Origin of the sequence: Thermotoga sp. RQ7, from assembly GCF_000832145.1 — a bacterium.
Classification (GTDB): Bacteria; Thermotogota; Thermotogae; order Thermotogales; family Thermotogaceae; genus Thermotoga; species Thermotoga neapolitana.
The window spans coordinates 333,501-352,524 of the sequence record NZ_CP007633.1 but is presented as its reverse complement, the minus strand read 5'-3'; the positions used below and the strand labels follow the sequence as shown (position 1 = coordinate 352,524).

Genomic DNA, 19,024 nt, shown 5'->3' with positions numbered 1-19,024 from the left:
TCGTGAAGGAAAATCGCTTGATCGGTGAAGGTGACATTGTTCTCGTTGCCGTCTCCGGTGGAATAGATTCGATGACCCTCCTGTACATCCTGAAGAAACTCTCCCCCCTTTTGAAGATCGAAGTTCTGGGTGCTCATCTCGATCACAGAATAAGAGAAAGTTCAGAAAGGGACAGAAAATTCGTAGAAGACATCTGTCGTCAATGGAACGTTCCTGTGGAAACTGCTGTTGTGGACGTTCCTGCACTGTGGAAGGGCTCTGGAAAGACTCTGGAAGAAGTGGCAAGAGAGGTGAGGTACAGTTTTCTTGAGAAAGTGGCAAAAAAACTCGGGGCAACAAAGATCGCTCTTGCTCATCACAAGAACGATCTTTTGGAAACAGTCCTTCACAGACTGGTGAGAGGCACCGGCCCTCTGGGAATTGCTTGTATTCCGGTGAAGAGAGAAAAGTACATAAGGCCCTTTCTTGTTTTCAAGAGATCTGAGATAGAGGACTACGCTCAAAAACAGAAGATCCCGTTCGTCGTGGATGAAACGAACTACGACATCAAATACACCAGAAACTTCATAAGACACAGGGTTGTTCCTCTTCTCAAGAAACTAAACCCGAACGTAGAAGATGCTGTTTACAGACTGGTTTCGATCAGTTTCATGTTGAGAGAATTCGTTGAGGAGACTGTTCAGAACTTCGTGAAAGAAAAAGTTCATTTTTACAAGGATTTTGCCGTCTTCGAAGAGCCGAAGAACCAGTTCCTGTTTCTTGAAGTCACAAGATGGGTGCTGAAAACCCTCTATGGAAGAACACCGGATTACGAAAAGTTAATAGAATCGTTGAAATCAAGAAGGGTTGAGCTCTGGAAAGATGTGTTTGTGGAAAGATCGTTTGGATACGGGGCGGTGGGGAAAACTCTGTTCAAAAAGAAGTACAGGTTGGAGGTGAAAGATGGCATTTTCGACATCGAAGGGTTTAAAATAAAGGTGAACCTCCACGGAATTGAACGTGCGTTCTGGCTCAGAAATAGAAGAAAAGGTGATAGAATTATAATCAACGGCTCGGAAGAAAAACTGAAGGACATTTTCATTGAAAAGAAAGTGCCAGTGTTTTACCGGGACAGAGTGCCCCTGCTCGTTGACGAACAGGGCAGGGTTCTCTGGGTACCGGGGATCGCATTTTCAGACGAGTTTCCACCGGAAGTGAACGTGGAACTTTTAGAATTTCCGATCGGTTACGTGAAAGGAGGTACGAGTTTTGAACAGGTCTAGTATCTGGAATCTATTGTTTACGATTCTCATAATAGTCTCTCTGTTCTGGCTCGCAAGATTTTTCTACATCGAAAGTTCTCCCGTTTCCAAGCTGAGTTACACGAGTTTTGTTCAGATGGTGGAGGACGATAGAGGACTGGTATCCGAAGTGGTCATCAGGGACGATGGAGTGTTGAGGGTTTACACCAAAGACGGAAGGGTTTACGAAGTTGACGCTCCATGGGTGGTGAACGACTCACAGTTCATCGAAAAACTCGTCTCGAAAGGAGTAAAAGTTTCCGGTGAAAGAAGTGGCAGCAGTTCCTTCTGGATAAACGTCCTGGGAACTCTCATACCGACGATTCTCTTCATAGTCGTCTGGCTCTTCATAATGAGGAGTCTTTCTGGTAGAAACAGTCAGGCTTTCACCTTCACAAAGAGCAGGGCAACCATGTACAAACCTTCTGGAAGCAAGAGAGTCACCTTCAAGGATGTGGGTGGAGCAGACGAGGCGATAGAAGAATTAAAAGAAGTCGTGGAATTTCTGAAAGACCCATCGAAGTTCAACAGAATCGGAGCCAGAATGCCGAAAGGAATTCTACTCGTTGGACCACCGGGTACCGGAAAAACTCTCCTTGCCAGGGCCGTTGCCGGTGAAGCGAACGTTCCATTTTTCCACATCAGTGGATCCGACTTTGTAGAACTCTTCGTCGGAGTTGGAGCGGCAAGAGTGAGGGATCTTTTTGCACAGGCGAAAGCCCACGCTCCCTGTATCGTCTTCATCGATGAGATAGATGCGGTGGGAAGACACAGAGGAGCGGGTCTTGGTGGGGGACACGATGAAAGGGAGCAAACGCTGAACCAACTCCTCGTGGAGATGGACGGTTTTGACTCGAAAGAAGGAATCATAGTCATGGCCGCCACGAACAGACCGGACATCCTTGACCCGGCCCTCCTGAGACCTGGAAGGTTCGACAAAAAGATCGTGGTGGATCCACCTGATATGCTTGGAAGAAAAAAGATACTGGAAATACACACAAGGAACAAACCCCTCGCTGAGGATGTCGATTTGGAGATCCTCGCAAAGAGAACCCCTGGTTTTGTGGGCGCCGATCTGGAAAACCTTGTCAACGAAGCAGCGCTTCTTGCGGCAAGAGATGGAAGAGAAAAGATCACGATGAAAGATTTCGAAGAGGCGATAGACAGGGTGATAGCCGGTCCTGCTAGAAAATCCCGTCTCATTAGTCCAAAAGAAAAGCGCATCATCGCATACCATGAGGCAGGGCACGCAGTTGTCTCAACCGTTGTTCCCAACGGAGAACTCGTTCACAGAATCTCGATAATTCCAAGAGGTTACAAAGCACTCGGATACACTCTTCATCTTCCAGAGGAAGACAAGTATCTTGTTACGAAAAATGAACTCCTCGACAAGCTCACCGCCTTGCTCGGGGGAAGGGCAGCGGAAGAAGTGGTCTTCGGAGATGTGACGAGTGGAGCAGCCAACGATATAGAGAGGGCAACCGAGATCGCCAGAAACATGGTGTGCCAGCTTGGTATGAGTGAAGAACTCGGTCCCCTTGCCTGGGGCAAGGAAGAGCAGGAGGTCTTCCTTGGAAAGGAGATCACACGTCTGAGAAACTACAGTGAAGAAGTGGCGAGCAAAATCGATGAGGAAGTGAAAAAGATCGTGACGAACTGCTACGAGCGTGCAAAAGAGATCATAAGAAAGTACAGAAAACAACTTGACAACATTGTGGAAATTCTTCTGGAAAAAGAGACCATTGAGGGAGAAGAGCTCAGGAAGATCCTCTCTGAGGAGTTTGAAAAGGTGGTGGAATGATGGAATTTGACTTTCTTGAGGGAAAGAGGCTAACGGAAGACGTGGCGCTCGATGAAACGATGGCATGGAATGAGGACGTGATGATGCTCGATCTTCATCTTGTCTCCACATCTGCTCTCATGGGAGTTGTACACAGGGTGTCCTACGACCTTTTGAGCAGATACCTTCCCGACGACTACACGGCTGTTGTCGTGGAAAGCTGTGTAAGGCATGTGAAAGCCATTCCCACAGGAACAAGAGTAGCTGTTGGTGTGAGGGTGATCGGAGTCACAGGAAACCGGGTGAAGTTCAGGGGAATCGTGATGAGTGGCGATGAAAAAATTCTGGAGGCAGAATTTGTAAGAGCTATCGTTTCCAGGAATTACTTGCGGAGGGTAGCGCTTGAGAAAACCGAGAAGACCCCAGGATTTTTTGGAATATGAAAAGGTCCTGGGCTTCAAAAGCAAAGAAAGACAGGTTGAAAATCTGAAACTCGAGGGCGACGTTCGTGTCGCCCTCATTGTTCCCAACGATTACATCGTTGCAAGTTCTGGACTTGCCTTCTATTACGTTCAAAAACTTCTCAACCAGCATCCTCGTATCAGATGTGAAAGGTTCTTCTACGACGAATCCTTTTCAAAATACTATTCTCTTGAGACACAGACTCCCCTTGATGAGTTTCCCATCTGGCTTTTCTCTGTGAGCTTTGAGAACGATCTTTTGAACCTCCTCGATCTTCTCAAAAAAAAGGGAATCCCTCTTCTCTGGAAAGACAGAGAAGAGCATCATCCCCTTGTTGTGGCAGGTGGTGCTGTGACCTATCTGAACACCGAGTTTCTTCTTCCCGTTGCTGATGCGGTCTACTACGGTGAGCTGGAAAAACACCTTGAAGAGTTCTCAGAAGCTCTCACCGGAGAGAAAAAAGAAGACATTCTGAAAGCACTCGCCGAGATTCCTTCGATGAACGTTCCTTCTCTGGGAAAGAAACACTCGGAGATAGCAACCGGTGTGATCGTAGATGAGTTTCTTCCCCATGCACACATCGTTTCGGATGCTGGTGTCTTTCTCGGAAAACTCCTGGTGGAGCTGGGAAGAGGCTGTATAAGAAGGTGTGCCTTCTGCATATTTGGAAAGAATTTAAAGCCCGCCCGGTTTGTGAGACCGGACAGGTTTGAGAGTCTTGTGGAGGAAATACCCTGGAAGGAATACGGGCTCATAAGTGCCACCATAACCGATTATCCATGGCTCAACGAACTCCTCGACGTTGTTGAAAGGCATCAGTTGAAGATCTCGGTCTCCTCCCTGAGACTCGACCGCCTTTCTGAAAGACTTCTGAAGGTACTGAAAGAATCGGGGCAGAGATCCTTCACAATAGCCCCGGAGGCCGGCTCTCAGAAGATCAGAGACATACTGAAGAAGGACATAACGGATGAACAGATCGAAATCGCCCTGAAAATGGCAAGAAACGTCGGTTTTGATAGAATAAAGATGTACTTCATATACGGTCTTGAAGAGGAAACAGAAGAAGACCTCAGGGCTTTCAGAAAGATAGGAGAGCTCGCACTCCAGATGGGCTACAGGGAGGTCCATATGAGCTTCAACCCTCTCATTCCAAAACCGGGAACGGACTTTGAAGAAAGAAGAATGGAGCCCGTGGATGTTCTGAGAGAAAAAGAAAAGTTTCTGAAAGAATATCTCAAAGGTTTCAGGGTTGACTTTGAGAGCATCAGAGAATCTGTGATACAGTACACGATAGCACGTGCTTCCAGAGAAGAGATAGTCGAGTGGGTGAAGTCGTTCGAAAACAAGAAGCGTTTCAGAAAGATGATCTTCAACGAAGGGAGGAAAAGGCTGTGTTGAAGGAAAAACTTGTGAGCAGAACGGCAGTGGTAGGTGTCATCGGTCTTGGATACGTGGGACTTCCTCTGGCCGTGGAGAAAGCAAAAGCAGGATACAGAGTGATCGGCTTCGATATCCAGAAAAAGAGGGTCGATATGGTGAACGCGGGAATAAACTACATAGGGGACGTGGTGGATGAAGAGCTAAAGGATCTTGTGGAAAAGGGGATGATCAGGGCCACCACAGATTTTTCTGAACTGAAAAACTGCGACGTTGCAACGATCTGTGTCCCGACCCCACTGGGAAAATACAAAGAGCCCGATCTGACCTACGTGATAAACACCGCCAAAGAGATAGCAAAGTACCTCCACAGGGAAATGCTCGTTGTCCTTGAGAGCACGACCTACCCCGGTACCACAGAGGAGGTCGTTCTTCCCATACTGGAGTCCACTGGTTTGAAAGTAGGAGAAGATTTCTACCTTGCGTTCAGTCCAGAGAGGGTGGACCCTGGAAACAGAATCTACAAGACGAAGAACACACCGAAGGTGGTGGGTGGAGTCACAGAAAAGTGCACTGAACTTGCGAAGATCCTCTACGAGAACGTGCTCGAAGCACCGGTGCACACCGTCTCCTCCCCAAGAGCAGCGGAGATGTCAAAAGTACTCGAAAACACTTTCAGACTCGTGAACATCTCACTCATAAACGAGGTGGCGATCCTTGCAAGAAGGATGGGAATCAACATATGGGAAGTGATAGACGCTGCCGCTACGAAGCCCTTTGGTTTCATGCCCTTCTATCCCGGTCCTGGAGCGGGTGGCCACTGCATACCGATAGATCCATTCTACCTCGCTTACAAGGCAAAAGAGTACGACGTGAGACTCGATCTTGTGGAGATGGCAGGGGAGATAAACGATTTCATGCCCGAGTACGTTGTGATGAGGGTCCAGGACATACTCAACGAGAGAAAAAAACCTCTGAACGGCTCGAAGGTCCTTCTCCTCGGGGTTGCCTACAAGGGCGATATAGACGACGTGAGGGAGTCACCTGCCCTCAAGGTATGGGATCATCTCGAAAAGAAAAAAGCGATCGTCGAGTTCTTCGACCCCTACGTTCCTGAGGTGAAGAGAGGAGAGAAAATCCACAGAAGGGTCGAACTCACAGAAGAGTACCTGAAGAGCGTGGACATCGTCGTGATAACAACTGCTCACAAAAACGGAGTGGATTACAACTTCGTTGTAAAGCACGCACCCGTTGTCTTCGACACCAAGAACATCACAAAGGATGTGAAGGAAAACAGAGAAAAGATCATCCTGCTCTGAACCTTCTGATCGCCTCATCGATCTCCGGGATCTGTCTGATCAGGAAAACATAAGAGAGAACCACAAGTGAAACGGTGAGAATGGCAATGGCTTTCCAGAGGGCCCTTCTCTTCCACGAGAAGGGCTTCATTGTGTATCCAAGGAGCATCCCAGACAGAAATCCTCCAAGGTGCGCCGCGTTGTTGATGTTCGTTCCGGGAAGAAACCCGTACACCACGTTTATCAGAATGATGGGAAGAAGAGAAACACCGGTCACCGGCTTCATGAAAAAGGGTGTGTCCTTTCTGAAGCCTGCCGCAAAGAGCACTCCTATGAGGCCAAAGATCGCACCACTTGCACCAACAGAGATCGTGTCGTGGTAGAAAATGTGCGTTGCGATGTTTCCAACCACTCCCGTGAAAAAGTAACTGAACAGGAACTTCTCCGAACCGTATATGTCCTCCACGATCAGCCCGAAGTAGTATAGGGCATAGGAGTTGAAGAGAATGTGGAGGATTCCTCCGTGGACAAAGAGGGCCGTGATCAACCTGAACCAGTCTCCCGCATCGACTCTGGGACCGTACTGGGCACCGTATCTGAGAAGAAGAAGCATCTGAAGAATGGGCTCTCTTGTGGAGAAAACCCCGGAAAGCGCCATCAACACGAATATGAACGCGTTGAACAGAAGAATGAAATAAACAGCCCTTTTTCTCATCACAGCTTTACTCCCTTCATTTCCTCTGTGGAAAAATCGAACGGATACTTCACCGGTCTTCCCTCCAGGAAGGACTTGTATATCCCGAGCACTATCTCCACAGCCTTCTTTCCATCTTCTCCTGAGATGTAGGGTTTTCTGTCTTTGAGGACCGCTTCGTAGAAGTCTCTGTACACGTACTTGTGACTGTCTCCATACACCGTGTCCGGATCTGGCAGGTTCATGAACGGATGGGACTCTTCTTTTTCGAACCTCCAGGTGAGGATCCTGTTGACCGCAAGCCCTCCAACGACGACGGTTCCTTTTTCTCCAAAGATGGCGAGTGTTTCCTCGAGATTTCTCGGGAACACGTTACTTGTTGCTTCTATCAGACCCGTTTTTCCTCCTTTGAACTTCACAATGGCAAACCCGGTGTCTTCAGCCTCTATGTAAGGGTGGTTCGTGTTCGCTATGTGGCCGTATATCTCCTCGATCTCTCCACCGAGAAACCACTGAAGGAGGTCTATGGCGTGGGTGGACTGGTTCATCAGCACTCCTCCATCCATCTCCCAGGTACCCCTCCATTTTGCCTGCCTGTAGTACGCTTCGTTTCTGTTCCACCTCACCGCCACGGACGCATAGAACACCCTTCCGAAAGCCCCAGAATCCAGCTTTTTTCTGACCTCCTGCACAGGCGGATTGAACCGGTTCTGAAAGAACACACCGAGTTTCAGGTTCTTTCTCTTCGAAAGTTCCACCATCTCGTTCATGTGCCGTGTAGAGAGTGCCATGGGTTTTTCCACAAGAACGTGCTTTCCGCTCTCCAGTGCCTCCATCGTCATTTGATAGTGCTTTCCGCTCTCTGTTGCGATGGATACAACATCTATGTCGTCTCTTCTGAGAATTTCCCTGTAATCCTTCACAGTCTCAGGTCTTTTAAGACCCGCTTTCTCAAACTGATCGGCGGCCACGTTCATCCTCTCTTCCACCAGATCGCATACGGCCACCGTATCGAAAAGATCCCTCGTTTCAATCAGAGCAGGAACGTGCTTTTTCTGGCCGATCCTTCCGCATCCTATCAGTGCTACTCTCAGTTTCATGTTCTGCCTCCCTTTCGAAGATGGAAAGTCCCAGAACAACGAGCACAACTCCTCCGATCAAAAGAGCAGACGGAAACCTCATCTTCACAGTGTGTTCAACCACGGCCGTTACAACTGGTATGTAGTATATCATGTTCGTTGTTCTCCTGCTTCCAAGTTTCTCGATCGCCCTGTTCCAGAGAAAGTATGCAAGGCCAGAACACAAAATCCCAAGATAGATCAGAGACACGATTACAGAGGCATTCATGTCCAGCACCTGATGGAACTTTCCAGCAGAAAAGGGAAGAAAAAGAACCATTCCCCAGAACATGATACCGGCGTTCTCTTTGAAAGAAAGACTTCCCAGTCTTTCCACATGGTGTGTGTAGAAGACCCACGACAGGGCCGCCCCGAAGGCGAGAAGGTCTCCAATCGGATTGAGTTTGAGAACGAACCGTCCGTTCAGTATGACGAGGACAACTCCCAGAAAAGAAAGCAGCACGCCAAGGTACATGCCCGCCGTGGTTTTCTTCTTCTGGACGATGTGTGAGAAGAGAAGAAAGAAGATGGGAGCAGATGAGACGATGATCGCAGCGTTGGTAGGTTCTGTGAACATGAGAGCAGAGTTCTCAAAGGCAAAGTAACCAAAAACGCCCCAGAAACCCGCCATGAAGATATCTCTGTTGAAGATCTTCGGCCTTCCCGATACCAGGCTCAGAAAGAGGAAAGAAAGCAGAAATCTCAAAAAGCCTGCAAGGAAAGGATTCAGAACCTGTACAACCACCTTTGTTGCAAGAAAAGAAACACCCCAGAGCACTATCACAAGCCACGCAAAAAACCTCTCCAAGGGATCATCTCTCCCTTCTCAGGATATCTCCGATCCTTGGAACAAAATCCTTCTTTCTGGACATGACACCCTTCAAAAGGAAGAGACCGTCTTTCTTTTCTGCACCATCGAAGGCTTTCTCCAGTATCCTCTGATCTCCCTCCACCATCACAAGGCTCGCCTCTTCTATCGGATTGGTGAAGAGAACAAAACAGTGCGTCACACCGAGCTCTCCTTTGAGGCTCTTCAGGGCAGTAGCGAACTTTTCTTTTTCTTTCAAAAGGACGGAGAAATCTGACGTCATGATCTGAGAGACCGCAAAAGAATCCTCACCCATCTCGTACACCTTCACGTCCCTCTTCAGCAGATCGAGGGGATCGACGTTTTCCGGGATCTTCATTCCTTCCTTCAGCACCTTTTTTGCGAACTTTTCCAGATCGAGCTTTGTGATCCTGGCAAGGAAACCTGCCATCGCTCTGTCTTTCTCTGTCGTCGTGGAAAGCTTGAAGAAGAGGGTGTCGGATACGATCCCGGCAAGAAGAACCCCGGCGATTTCTCTTTCCATCTTCACACCGTCTCTCAGGAAAAACTCCGTGACGATCGTGGAGGTGCTGCCCACGGGTTCGTTGTAGAAAAAGACGGGGTTCAGGGTACTCAAACCACCGAGCCTGTGATGGTCGATGATCTCAAGGATCTCCGCCTTTTCCACGCCCTCCGGCGCCTGTGTGATCTCGTTGTGGTCCACCAGGATGACCTTTTTTCTCACATCCTTCATCAGGTCTGTTCTCGTTATCACACCAAGAAGTTTTCCTTTTTCGTCCTCCACGAACGCTGCCCTCAGTTTGGAGGTGAACACGATGTTTTTCACGTCTTCGAGCGTGTCTCTTTTGGTCACCGTTGGAAATTTTTTGCTCATCACCAGTGTCACAGGAAGAGCCAGGTTTATGAGCTTTGCCGCACCGAAAGCGTCGAACTTCACTCTCAGGACGGCGGCACCTTTCTCCTTTGCGATCTCAAGTACCCTGCTGGAAACGGGCGCGTTGTTCACGATTATCATGAGTTTTGCTCCCTTTTCTAAAAGCGCTATCTGGGATGGTTCGTTGTCTCCAACAATGACCACGTCACCTATTTCGATCTTTCCAAGGAGCACGTGGAGCGCGTCAACGGCGATGTGGACCTTTCCGGAGATGGTTTTTTCTTTCAGGTGATCGCACACGACTTCTGCTTTCAACACTCTGACGAGTTGTTCAAGAGGAACGGGATGTATGACTAGTGGTTCTATCTTCAACCTTCTCACATAAACCCGGGCAAGGTTGCTCTCTGTGACCACTCCTACCATCTTTCCTCTGGACACTACGGGAACGTTCTTTATTCCCTTTCCTTCCATCAGCATGGCGACATCGTAAACCGGTGTGTCAGGGGAGACGAAGATCGGATCTTTCAACTCGAGGTCTTCAACGGTGGGCTCCAGCGTTTCAAGAAAGATTGGTGGCCTCACCTTGAAATAATCGAGGACAAACAGTGCTTCGTTCGTCAGCTCCCCGCACCGTGCTGGGATGAATTGTTTTTTCTTTTCCACTTCAGCCTTGTAATGGGCGTACCCTATTGCAGAGCACACACTGTCCGTGTCTGGATTTCTGTGTCCCACCACGTACACTCTTTCCAACGTCTTCACCTCCGTACTAGAAATTCTATCAGATGGTATAATCCTTAACAGCAAGAGATTGTTGAGAGGGGGAAGAAGGTGTTAAGAAAAGACATAGGAATCGACCTTGGAACGGCGAATACGCTCGTTTTTCTCAAGGGAAAGGGTATCGTTGTGAACGAACCCTCCGTGATCGCGATAGATTCCTCTACAGGCGAAATACTGAAAGTTGGTCTCGAAGCGAAAAACATGCTGGGGAAAACCCCGGCCACTATAAAGGCCATAAGACCCATGAAGGATGGAGTAATAGCCGACTACACCGTGGCTCTTGTGATGCTGAAGTACTTCATAAACAAGGCAAAAAACGGCTTTAATTTCCTCAAACCACGTGTTGTTATAGGTGTTCCCATAGGCATCACCGATGTGGAAAGAAGGGCCATACTGGATGCAGGACTCGAAGCCGGAGCGAGCAAGGTCTTTCTGATAGAAGAGCCCATGGCGGCAGCGATAGGTTCCAATCTCAACGTTGAAGAGCCCTCTGGAAACATGGTGGTGGATATCGGTGGTGGTACAACAGAGGTCGCCGTGATCTCCCTTGGCAGCATCGTCACCTGGGAGTCAGTGCGTATAGCAGGAGACGAGATGGATGAGGCCATCATGCAGTACGTGAGGGAAACGTACCGGGTGGCGATCGGTGAAAGAACAGCAGAGAGAGTGAAGATCGAAATAGGAAACGTTTTCCCGTCCAAAGAGAACGACGAACTCGAAACGACCGTTTCCGGAATAGATCTGTCCACAGGCCTTCCAAGAAAACTCACCCTGAAGGGTGGAGAGGTGAGAGAGGCCCTCAGAAGTGTCGTGGTCACAATTGTGGAGAGTGTGAGGACAACTCTGGAAAAGACACCTCCCGAACTCGTCTCTGACATCATAGAGCGGGGAATCTTCCTCACCGGTGGAGGTTCCCTTCTGAGGGGTCTGGACACGCTTCTTCAGAAAGAAACTGGTATCAGCGTGATCAGAGCAGAAGAGCCCCTCACAGCTGTTGCGAAAGGAGCGGGAATGGTCCTCGAGAAGGTGAACATCCTGAAGAAACTCCAGGGTGCTGGATGATGAAAAAAGCGATTGTTTTTCTTCTGTTTTTGACCGTCTTCTTTCTGAACGAAACGTTCGACGTCTCTGACAAACTTCATCCTTTTTTCTACAGAGTGTCGTTTCCCTTCCTGAAACTGAGGGCGTCGATCGAAGACGTCATTTTGAAACTGAAAAACAAAATCTACCCCGGAGACATCTACGTGGGATCGAAAAGTGTTGGGGGCCTTTTTTTTGTTACAGGAAGGGGTGATGGATACTTCTACATTCTCGGAGAGGTGCAGGAAGGCTCTCTCGTACTCGATCCCTTCGAGAGGAGATTCCTTGGAATCGTTGTGGAAAAGGGGCCTCTTTCGAAAGTGGAAACCGTGTTTTCCGAGGACTTCGTTGAGAGGGTTCGGATAGAGAATGCATCTTCTTCCGTTGTGGGGGTGTTGAAGGGAGGGGCCGTTCCAAGGGTTTCCATACTCGAAGACGTGGACGTGACGGGATGGAAGGTGTTCCTGGAAGATGAAAAGTGGAACGTGGCTTTGAAGGACTTTCTTTTCGTCGGAACTGTGGCAGGTTACGACGGGGGGTACTTTCTTCTGAATGCAGAAAAAGACCTTCCCGACAGAGTGGCCGTGGTAGGGGTGGTAGAATGATCTACGCTCTTGCCGTCCTGAGTGTTCTCTGGGATTTTGTCTTCAAAGACGTTCTGATGTTTTTCCCTGCCTTTCTTGGACTTGCTCTCTACAGAAGGAAAAACACCCTCTTTTTTCTTGTTCTCTTGATCAGGTTCCTTGCCATGCCCAGCTACTGGTACGTGATCATCCTCCTTTCGTTTCTTGTTCTTGACGCACTCAGGGGTCATTTCTCATCGATGATCCTGCCCGCTTCTGTTTTGATCGTGATGGGATGTATCCCTTCTGACTCTGTTTCTCTTGTTCTGTCTGCTCTTTCCGGGATATTCCTTCTGTTGTGGGTGAGGCGGCGGTGAAGAACAGATTGATATTGCTTTTCATGGCACTTTCGTTCGTTCTGATCATCATCAAGGCTTTTCAGGTTCAGATCCTCGAGCACGAGGAACACAGAAAGTATCTGGAACTTCTTCAGACGAGGATTGTGAAGGTGCCTGCTCCCAGAGGAAAGATCCTCACCAGTGATGGAAAGGTCCTTGCCAGAGACGAGGAGGTGTACGTTCTCGATCCGTGGTTGAACAACATCGATGAACTGAAAAAAACAGGTCTTCTCACATCAGAGGAGGTCCTTCGTCTCATAAGGGGTGAAAAGGTCGTTCTCGATAAGGCACGTGCGGACGTTCTTTCAAAAAAGGGAGTGCGCATCAGTCTGGACTACAGAAGAAGATACACCCTCACTGCATCTCACGTTGTGGGGTACGTGAACGTGGACAGAAAGGGTATGTACGGTGTTGAACGTGTTTACGATGAGTTTCTGACGGGAATCGAAGGAGCAAAGATGGTGTTCGTGGAACCCTCCGGGAGGGTCACCTCAGAAGTGATGAAAAGCCCTCCAAAGCCAGGAGAGGACATAACGCTCACCATCGACTCCAGGATACAGAAAGTCGCGGAAAAATCCCTGGAAGAAGCTGGAAAACCAGGTGCCGTGATTCTCTCCAGAGTGAAGACAGGAGAAATTCTCGCTCTGGCTTCTTTCCCGGAGTACAATCCCCAAGACTTCTATGAAGGGTTCACAAGGAGGGAATGGGAAAGACTACTGAGAGATTCTCCCTCTCCTCTCATCAACAGGGCGATCTCTTCTGTCTACAATCCTGGCTCTGCCATCAAAGTCCTCTGGGCTCTGGCTGCTCTTTTGAACGGGATCGATCCGAACGAAAAGATCGACTGCCACGGAGTGTTCAACTACAGGAACAGTAAAGGAGAGGTTGTTGCAAGGTACAGGGACTGGAAAGAAGAAGGGCACGGCCCAACAGATCTCAGAAAGGCGATCAGGGTCTCCTGCAACATCTACTTCTATCAACTCGGATTGAAACTCGGTGTTGAAAAGATGACGGAGACCGCAAGAAAGTTTGGAATTTTCGAAAAAACAGGGATAGACCTTCCCGGAGAAAAGGAAGGCCTTCTTCCAACGCCTGGGTGGAAGATTGAAAAGGTCGGAGAACCATGGTATCCCGGTGACACCATCTTGATGTCCATCGGCCAGGGATACCTCGAGGTCACCCCCGTAGAACTTTTGAAACTCGTCTCACTTGTGGCAAACGAAGGTGTGTTCTACAGGCCACACGTGGTCAAAAAGATCGGCTCAGAAGAGGTGAAACCAGAGATCGAAACACAGATTCAGATCGACGAGAAAATCTGGACTTTCCTCAAAGATGCCATGGTCGATGTGACATCCTTCAGGGGAAACGAAGAGGAAGACCCCGGAACCGCGTACCACGTGTTCAGGGGTTTTCCCTACAGGGTGGCTGGGAAAACGGGGACGGCAGAGACTTCAAACGGTGATCCACACTCGTGGTTTGTGGGCTTTGCCCCTGCCGAGGATCCCGAGGTTGCGATCGTTGTGATGGTGGAACATGGAGGTTACGGTTCTGGTGCAGCCGCCCAGATTGCAAAAGAGGTCCTTTCAGAATACTTCAAACTGAGAGAAAGTGTCCGAGAAACTCACGCGTCCTCTCACTCTCAGGATTAGAAAAGATCTTCTCCGGTGGTCCACTCTCAACGATCCTTCCTTCATCCATGAAGATCACTCTGTCGGAAACGTCCCGTGCGAACCTCATCTCGTGTGTCACGATCAGCATGGTCATGCCCGTCTGCGCAAGATCCTTTATGACGTCGAGAACTTCTTTCACAAGTTCCGGATCTAAAGCGGAAGTGGGTTCGTCGAAGAGCATGAGTTCAGGATCCATCATGAGAGATCTTGCTATCGCCACCCTCTGCTGCTGGCCTCCGGAGAGGTTTCCCGGCTTTTCATTTATCTTGTCGATGAGACCAACCCTCTCAAGCAGTTTTCTTGCCTTCTCTATGGCCTCTTCCTTTGGCATGTTCTTCACCTTCACCGGTGCCAGTATGAGGTTTTCCAGAACGGAAAGGTGGGGAAAGAGGTTGAACTGCTGGAAGACCATTCCGATGGAACTTCTTATCCGGTTTATGTTCCTGTGGGTTATGAGTTCTCCCTTGAAATAGATCTTCCCCTTCTGGTACTCCTCGAGCAGATTTATGCAGCGAAGAAGTGTACTCTTTCCGCTTCCGCTCGGTCCTATTATCGATATCACTTCGCCTTTTTTCACTTCAAGGTCAATTCCCCTGAGCACGTGGAGTTTTCCAAAAAACTTGTGGAGTCCTTCGATCTTCAAAACGGTCTCTTTCATATCTTCAACCTGCCTTCCACCAATTTCACCAGTCTGGAGACGGAAAAGGTGATGGCAAAGTAGATCAGCGCCACTCCACCGTATATGGGAAAACTCATGAAGGTTCTGCTGACGATGTACTGGGCGCTCCTCATGAGTTCGACCGTTCCTATCACCATCGCAAGAGAGCTGTCTTTTGCGAGGGCGATGAACTCGTTTCCAAGTGCGGGAAGAATGTGCCTGAACGCCTGTGGAAGTATCACGTGAACCATCGCCTGAAAGTGTGACATTCCAAGGGATCTTGCCGCCTCGTACTGTCCCTTCGGTACGGACTGTATTCCTGCCCTCACGATCTCGGCAACGTACGCTCCACTGTTTATGCCCAGTGCAACAACGGCAGCCGTGAACCTGTCGAACTCAAGGCCAAGTTCGGGAAGCCCAAAGTACACCAGAAAGAGCTGGACCATCAACGGGGTTCCCCTGATGAACTCCACGTAGACGGAAGATGGGTACCTTATAATTCGGTACTTCGAGAGCCTTCCCATACCGACGAAGATTCCTATGGCAAGTCCTATAAGAACCGCAAGTGAAGTAAGTTGAAGGGTGCGCAGGGCACCCTTCAGAAGAAGAGGCAGATTGTCAACGATCACTTCCAACCATTCTGGCATCCTTCACTCCTCCATCACTCTGAGAACCATTTCTCTATGAGCACGTCGTAGGGGCTCTTTTTCAACTCTCTCAGAACACCGTTGATGAACTCAAGAAGATCCGTGTCCTCTTTCCTCACGGCGATACCGTACTGTTCACTGGAGAGAACATCACTTGAGATGACAAGGTCAGGGTTCTTTGAAACAAAGGCCCTTGCGGTAGCAGAATCCAGCACCACGGCATCCGCCCTTCCTCTCTTCAGCTCCAGAAAAGCATCGGTAAACTTGTCGAACCTGACAACGTTGATTCCATCGTATTTCGAAACCTCTATGTCTCCTGTGGTTCCTATCTGAACCGCCACGGTCTTTCCCACAAGGTCCTCGTAAGTCTTCGGCCGAAAGTCGCTGTCCTTTCTCACCACGATGACCTGTCCCGCATCGAAGTACGGATCGGAGAAGGCCACAACTTTTTTTCTCTCTTCTGTGATCGTCATACCGGAGATGATCATATCGATCTTCTTTGTCAGAAGACTTGGAATGAGCCCGTCGAAGGTCATGTCGACTATCTTGAGTTCCACACCAAGCCTTCTTGCTATTTCCTTTGCAAGATCTACATCGAATCCCACGATGTTTCCGTTCTCATCGACGAACTCAAAAGGTGGAAAGTCCGCAGAGAGTCCAACAAGAAGGTACCCTCTGCTTTTGATCTCCTCGATGGCTCCTGAAAAAGCCACCATTGAAATTGCAAGAACCAGTACTGCGATCAGCCTTCTCATTCTATCACCCCTGAGTTATTATACCATCTTTTTGCATATCAATGCTTTATGAAGAGAAGCCACAGCGCAAAGGCAAGCGCAAGAATCCACGTGAACCAGTGCACTTCTTTTGATTTTCCGGAAAAGAGTTTCACCAGAGCGTAGGAGATGACTCCGAGTGCAATACCGTTTGCTATGGAGTACGTGAGAGGCATCGCTATGACCGTGATGAACGCAGGCAGTGCCTCTGTTATGTCATCCCATCTGACTTTTCCGAGGTTTCCTATCATGAGGGCTCCGACGAAGATCAGAGCGGGGGCTGTGGCGTATCCGGGAACCGTCTGGGCAAGGGGTGCAAAGAAGAGCATGGCGAGCATACACAGTGCCACAACGAGAGCAGTGAGTCCCGTCCTTCCACCCTCTGCTATTCCTGCACCGCTCTCTATGTAGGTCGTCACCGTCGATGTACCGAAGAGGGCACCAACCGAGGTTCCTATGGCGTCCGAAAGAAACGCCCTGTTTGCTCGTGGAAGCTCCCCGTTCTTCATGAAGCCGGCACTCTGGGCAAGCCCCGTGATGGTGCCGAGCGTGTCGAAGAAGTCAACGAAGAAGAACGTGAGGACCACGATCCAGAAATCAAGACTCAGAAACCCAGAAAAGTCGAGTTTCATGAACGTGGGGGAAATGTCCGGAATGGGTCCAACGATCCCCTGGTACTTCGTAACACCTATTCCCGGAATGGCACCCACGAGTGTTGCAACGAGGATCCCGATCATCACAGCACCCGGAATCTTCCTGTGGTAAAGCGCCACGATCACAAGAAGCCCCACAACAGTCACGAGAACCCCGGGATTTGTGAGATCGCCTAAGGCAACGGAGGTTGCAGGATTCGACACGACGATCCCTGCGCTCCTCAATCCTATGAACGCTATGAAAAACCCGATTCCAGCAGAGATTGCGATCTTTATGGATTCAGGGATGATGCCGGCCACGAACTTTCTGAATCCAACGAGCGTCAGACCGATGAAGATAAGACCTTCAACGAAAACTGCCGCAAGTGCCACCCTCCAGTCGATCCCCATTCCAAGACATACTGTGTAGGTGAAGTACGCGTTCAGTCCCATACCGGGAGCGAGTGCGAAGGGATAGTTGGCAAAGAACGCCATCACGAGTGTTGCCGTGGCAGATCCCAGGATCGTTGCGACCATGAAGGCTCCGAAGAACTGCTGATACAGAGGACTTCCCGCGTCCACTCCAACCGCCTGAACGAGGATGGAGGGGTTCACGAAGACGATGTAGGCCATGGTGAGGAAAGTGGCGATGCCCGCAAAGATCTCCGTTTTCACGTTCGTTCCATGCTCTTTCAGATGGAACACACACCTCACCTCCGGTATAAAAAATTTAAAGGGATCGGAAGATCCCAGGCTTTGTTTTGATTCTCTCATGTTTTCTTTAAGAGCACTTTAAACAAAAGAAAAGCGGGAGGAACACCCTCCCGCTCATTCGCCGTACTCTTCCTTCAGATACTCTTTTATCTTCTGATCCGCCGTCTTTATCGCCGTTTCCATATCGACTTTTCCGTTTATGAAATCGGAGAACATGTTTCCAACGACCGTTCTGATCTCGTACCAGACACCAATCTGCGGATCGAACACGGCGTTGTCTATCTGAGAAAGTGGTATCTCAAGCAGAGGATCGGACTTTGCCGCCTCTTTCCAGATGGAGGTCTCGAGGGCACTTCTTCTCACCGGAATGTAACCCGTGTTTATCGCCCAGTAGGCGGTCACTTCAGGAGAGATGAGGTACTTCATGAACTCCCAGGCTGCTCTTTTTTCTTCTTCACTTGCTGTGTTGAACATGATGATATCCGTTCCCGCGAAAGGCACCTTGTTCGTCACCCAGGTGGGAACGGGTGCCCAGCTCCACGTGAACTTACCCTTCGTGGACTGCTCAACGTAGGGTCTTCCCGCTATCGTGCTTATGTACATCATGATCTTCTGCTGTCCAAAGACCCCATCCAGGTATCCTCCCTGGTAGTAGGCGATACCATCGTCGACCATCTTCTTCACGAAAGCAAGAACTTCTCTTGTTTCCTGACTGTCGATGTTGGACACCCACTTCCCATCGACTTGTTTCAGAATGGATCCACCGCGCAGAGTGAGAAGAATCTGGAAGAAGTCAACGGTGGTTCTGAAGCCAAATCCGTACTGGTCGATCTTTCCGTCTCCGTCGAAATCTTCCGTCATGATACGTGCTGCCTCGTAGAGCTCATCGATCGTTTTGGGAACGTCCACACCGTACATCGCAAAGGCATCCGCGTTGTAGTAGAGTACATAGAGACTCTTGTTGAAAGGAACAGCGTATATGGTGTCACCCCACATACAGTTCTTCCTCAAAGGTTCGAAGATGTCTTCCCATTCTTCTTTCGTGAGGCCTATCTTTGGATCGTTCACGAACTCGTTCAGAGGCTGCACAACTCCGCTCTGTATGAGTTTTGCCGTCCAGTTGGAGTACGCCTGGGCGATGGTGGGAAGCTCTCCTGCCTGTGCGGCCGCAAGGAGCTTCTGGGAAAGGGCACCGTAGTTTCCAACGTAGACCGCTTCCACTTCGATGTCGGGATGGAGTTCGTTGAAGGTGTTAACTATCTCCTGAAGTGTCTTACCGTGACCACCACCCATGGCGTGCCAGAACGTGACCTTCACCTTCGAAAGAGCCAAAACACTCAAAACCACCATCAAAAGAACAAGAACTTTCTTCACAGAAATCCCTCCTTTCTTGAGCTTTC

At 49.3% G+C, this 19,024-nt stretch carries 18 protein-coding genes; 9 read left to right on the top strand and 9 right to left on the bottom strand.

Going from position 1 to position 19,024, the window contains the following annotated elements; all coding sequences use genetic code 11:
* Positions 1–2 precede the first annotated feature (2 nt).
* From tilS to TRQ7_RS01840, 5 genes are read left to right on the top strand one after another with little or no spacing between them, the layout of a single operon-like run.
* Positions 3–1,262 (top strand): tRNA lysidine(34) synthetase TilS, encoded by a 1,260-nt coding sequence (tilS, locus tag TRQ7_RS01860; protein WP_012644971.1) that lies wholly within the window; start codon positions 3–5, stop codon positions 1,260–1,262.
* Entirely contained in the window at positions 1,249–3,081 is a 1,833-nt protein-coding gene (ftsH, locus tag TRQ7_RS01855) for an ATP-dependent zinc metalloprotease FtsH (protein WP_041843878.1), read from the top strand. The genes tilS and ftsH overlap by 14 nt, the downstream gene beginning before the upstream one ends.
* Positions 3,081–3,503, top strand: a complete 423-nt coding sequence (locus TRQ7_RS01850) for a thioesterase family protein (protein ID WP_231555923.1) — start codon at positions 3,081–3,083, stop codon at positions 3,501–3,503. The genes ftsH and TRQ7_RS01850 overlap by 1 nt, the downstream gene beginning before the upstream one ends.
* The gene (locus TRQ7_RS01845; protein WP_041843877.1) at positions 3,463–4,920 is read left to right on the top strand and encodes a radical SAM protein; all 1,458 of its coding nucleotides are present in this window, start codon (positions 3,463–3,465) and stop codon (positions 4,918–4,920) included. The genes TRQ7_RS01850 and TRQ7_RS01845 overlap by 41 nt, the downstream gene beginning before the upstream one ends.
* The gene (locus TRQ7_RS01840; RefSeq protein ID WP_012644967.1) at positions 4,914–6,218 is read left to right on the top strand and encodes a nucleotide sugar dehydrogenase; all 1,305 of its coding nucleotides are present in this window, start codon (positions 4,914–4,916) and stop codon (positions 6,216–6,218) included. Before TRQ7_RS01845 ends, TRQ7_RS01840 begins: the two co-directional genes overlap by 7 nt.
* Here TRQ7_RS01840 and TRQ7_RS01835 read toward each other — a convergent pair.
* From TRQ7_RS01835 to TRQ7_RS01820, 4 genes are read right to left on the bottom strand one after another with little or no spacing between them, the layout of a single operon-like run.
* Positions 6,205–6,912, bottom strand: a complete 708-nt coding sequence (locus TRQ7_RS01835) for a rhomboid family intramembrane serine protease (protein WP_038066274.1) — start codon at positions 6,910–6,912, stop codon at positions 6,205–6,207. The genes TRQ7_RS01840 and TRQ7_RS01835 overlap by 14 nt on opposite strands.
* A complete protein-coding gene (locus tag TRQ7_RS01830; RefSeq protein ID WP_012644964.1) occupies positions 6,912–7,991 on the bottom strand; it encodes a Gfo/Idh/MocA family oxidoreductase in 1,080 nt (359 codons plus the stop codon). Before TRQ7_RS01830 ends, TRQ7_RS01835 begins: the two co-directional genes overlap by 1 nt.
* On the bottom strand, positions 7,921–8,817 hold the full coding sequence (locus TRQ7_RS01825; RefSeq protein ID WP_012644963.1) for a DMT family transporter: 897 nt from the start codon (positions 8,815–8,817) through the stop codon (positions 7,921–7,923). Before TRQ7_RS01825 ends, TRQ7_RS01830 begins: the two co-directional genes overlap by 71 nt.
* A gap of 4 nt (positions 8,818–8,821) precedes the next feature.
* Positions 8,822–10,462 (bottom strand): putative manganese-dependent inorganic diphosphatase, encoded by a 1,641-nt coding sequence (locus TRQ7_RS01820; RefSeq protein WP_041843876.1) that lies wholly within the window; start codon positions 10,460–10,462, stop codon positions 8,822–8,824.
* Between the two features lie 78 nt (positions 10,463–10,540).
* On the opposite strand from TRQ7_RS01820, the gene TRQ7_RS01815 reads away from it, so the two are divergent.
* From TRQ7_RS01815 to TRQ7_RS01800, 4 genes are read left to right on the top strand one after another with little or no spacing between them, the layout of a single operon-like run.
* Complete coding sequence (locus TRQ7_RS01815) at positions 10,541–11,551, top strand: rod shape-determining protein (RefSeq protein ID WP_012644961.1); 1,011 nt, start codon at positions 10,541–10,543, stop codon at positions 11,549–11,551.
* Positions 11,551–12,174, top strand: a complete 624-nt coding sequence (locus tag TRQ7_RS01810) for a hypothetical protein (RefSeq protein ID WP_038066271.1) — start codon at positions 11,551–11,553, stop codon at positions 12,172–12,174. The genes TRQ7_RS01815 and TRQ7_RS01810 overlap by 1 nt, the downstream gene beginning before the upstream one ends.
* Positions 12,171–12,509 (top strand): hypothetical protein, encoded by a 339-nt coding sequence (locus TRQ7_RS01805; RefSeq protein WP_012644959.1) that lies wholly within the window; start codon positions 12,171–12,173, stop codon positions 12,507–12,509. Before TRQ7_RS01810 ends, TRQ7_RS01805 begins: the two co-directional genes overlap by 4 nt.
* On the top strand, positions 12,506–14,179 hold the full coding sequence (locus TRQ7_RS01800) for a penicillin-binding transpeptidase domain-containing protein (protein WP_041843875.1): 1,674 nt from the start codon (positions 12,506–12,508) through the stop codon (positions 14,177–14,179). Before TRQ7_RS01805 ends, TRQ7_RS01800 begins: the two co-directional genes overlap by 4 nt.
* On the opposite strand, the gene TRQ7_RS01795 is transcribed toward TRQ7_RS01800, so the two are convergent.
* The 5 genes from TRQ7_RS01795 to TRQ7_RS01775 form a co-directional block, all read right to left on the bottom strand.
* Complete coding sequence (locus tag TRQ7_RS01795) at positions 14,124–14,858, bottom strand: amino acid ABC transporter ATP-binding protein (RefSeq protein ID WP_041843874.1); 735 nt, start codon at positions 14,856–14,858, stop codon at positions 14,124–14,126. The two genes, TRQ7_RS01800 and TRQ7_RS01795, sit on opposite strands and share 56 nt — an antisense overlap.
* Positions 14,855–15,505 (bottom strand): amino acid ABC transporter permease, encoded by a 651-nt coding sequence (locus tag TRQ7_RS01790; RefSeq protein ID WP_041843873.1) that lies wholly within the window; start codon positions 15,503–15,505, stop codon positions 14,855–14,857. Before TRQ7_RS01790 ends, TRQ7_RS01795 begins: the two co-directional genes overlap by 4 nt.
* A 14-nt stretch (positions 15,506–15,519) precedes the next feature.
* Complete coding sequence (locus TRQ7_RS01785; protein ID WP_041843872.1) at positions 15,520–16,260, bottom strand: basic amino acid ABC transporter substrate-binding protein; 741 nt, start codon at positions 16,258–16,260, stop codon at positions 15,520–15,522.
* A gap of 38 nt (positions 16,261–16,298) precedes the next feature.
* Complete coding sequence (locus TRQ7_RS01780; protein ID WP_041843871.1) at positions 16,299–17,615, bottom strand: NCS2 family permease; 1,317 nt, start codon at positions 17,613–17,615, stop codon at positions 16,299–16,301.
* Between the two features lie 123 nt (positions 17,616–17,738).
* Positions 17,739–18,998 carry an ABC transporter substrate-binding protein gene (locus tag TRQ7_RS01775; RefSeq protein ID WP_041843870.1) on the bottom strand — a complete coding sequence of 420 codons (1,260 nt, stop codon included), beginning with the start codon at positions 18,996–18,998 and terminating at the stop codon, positions 17,739–17,741.
* Positions 18,999–19,024 lie beyond the last annotated feature (26 nt).

Bases quoted from the DNA above. Each gene is read 5' to 3' on its own strand.
- TRQ7_RS01785 (WP_041843872.1), bottom strand. From the start codon at position 16,260: ATGAGAAGGCTGATCGCAGTACTGGTTCTTGCAATTTCAATGGTGGCT.
- TRQ7_RS01835 (WP_038066274.1), bottom strand. From the start codon at position 6,912: ATGAGAAAAAGGGCTGTTTATTTCATTCTTCTGTTCAACGCGTTCATA.
- TRQ7_RS01790 (WP_041843873.1), bottom strand. From the start codon at position 15,505: ATGCCAGAATGGTTGGAAGTGATCGTTGACAATCTGCCTCTTCTTCTG.
- TRQ7_RS01850 (WP_231555923.1), top strand. From the start codon at position 3,081: ATGGAATTTGACTTTCTTGAGGGAAAGAGGCTAACGGAAGACGTGGCG.
- TRQ7_RS01810 (WP_038066271.1), top strand. From the start codon at position 11,551: ATGAAAAAAGCGATTGTTTTTCTTCTGTTTTTGACCGTCTTCTTTCTG.
- TRQ7_RS01830 (WP_012644964.1), bottom strand. From the start codon at position 7,991: ATGAAACTGAGAGTAGCACTGATAGGATGCGGAAGGATCGGCCAGAAA.
- TRQ7_RS01795 (WP_041843874.1), bottom strand. From the start codon at position 14,858: ATGAAAGAGACCGTTTTGAAGATCGAAGGACTCCACAAGTTTTTTGGA.
- TRQ7_RS01805 (WP_012644959.1), top strand. From the start codon at position 12,171: ATGATCTACGCTCTTGCCGTCCTGAGTGTTCTCTGGGATTTTGTCTTC.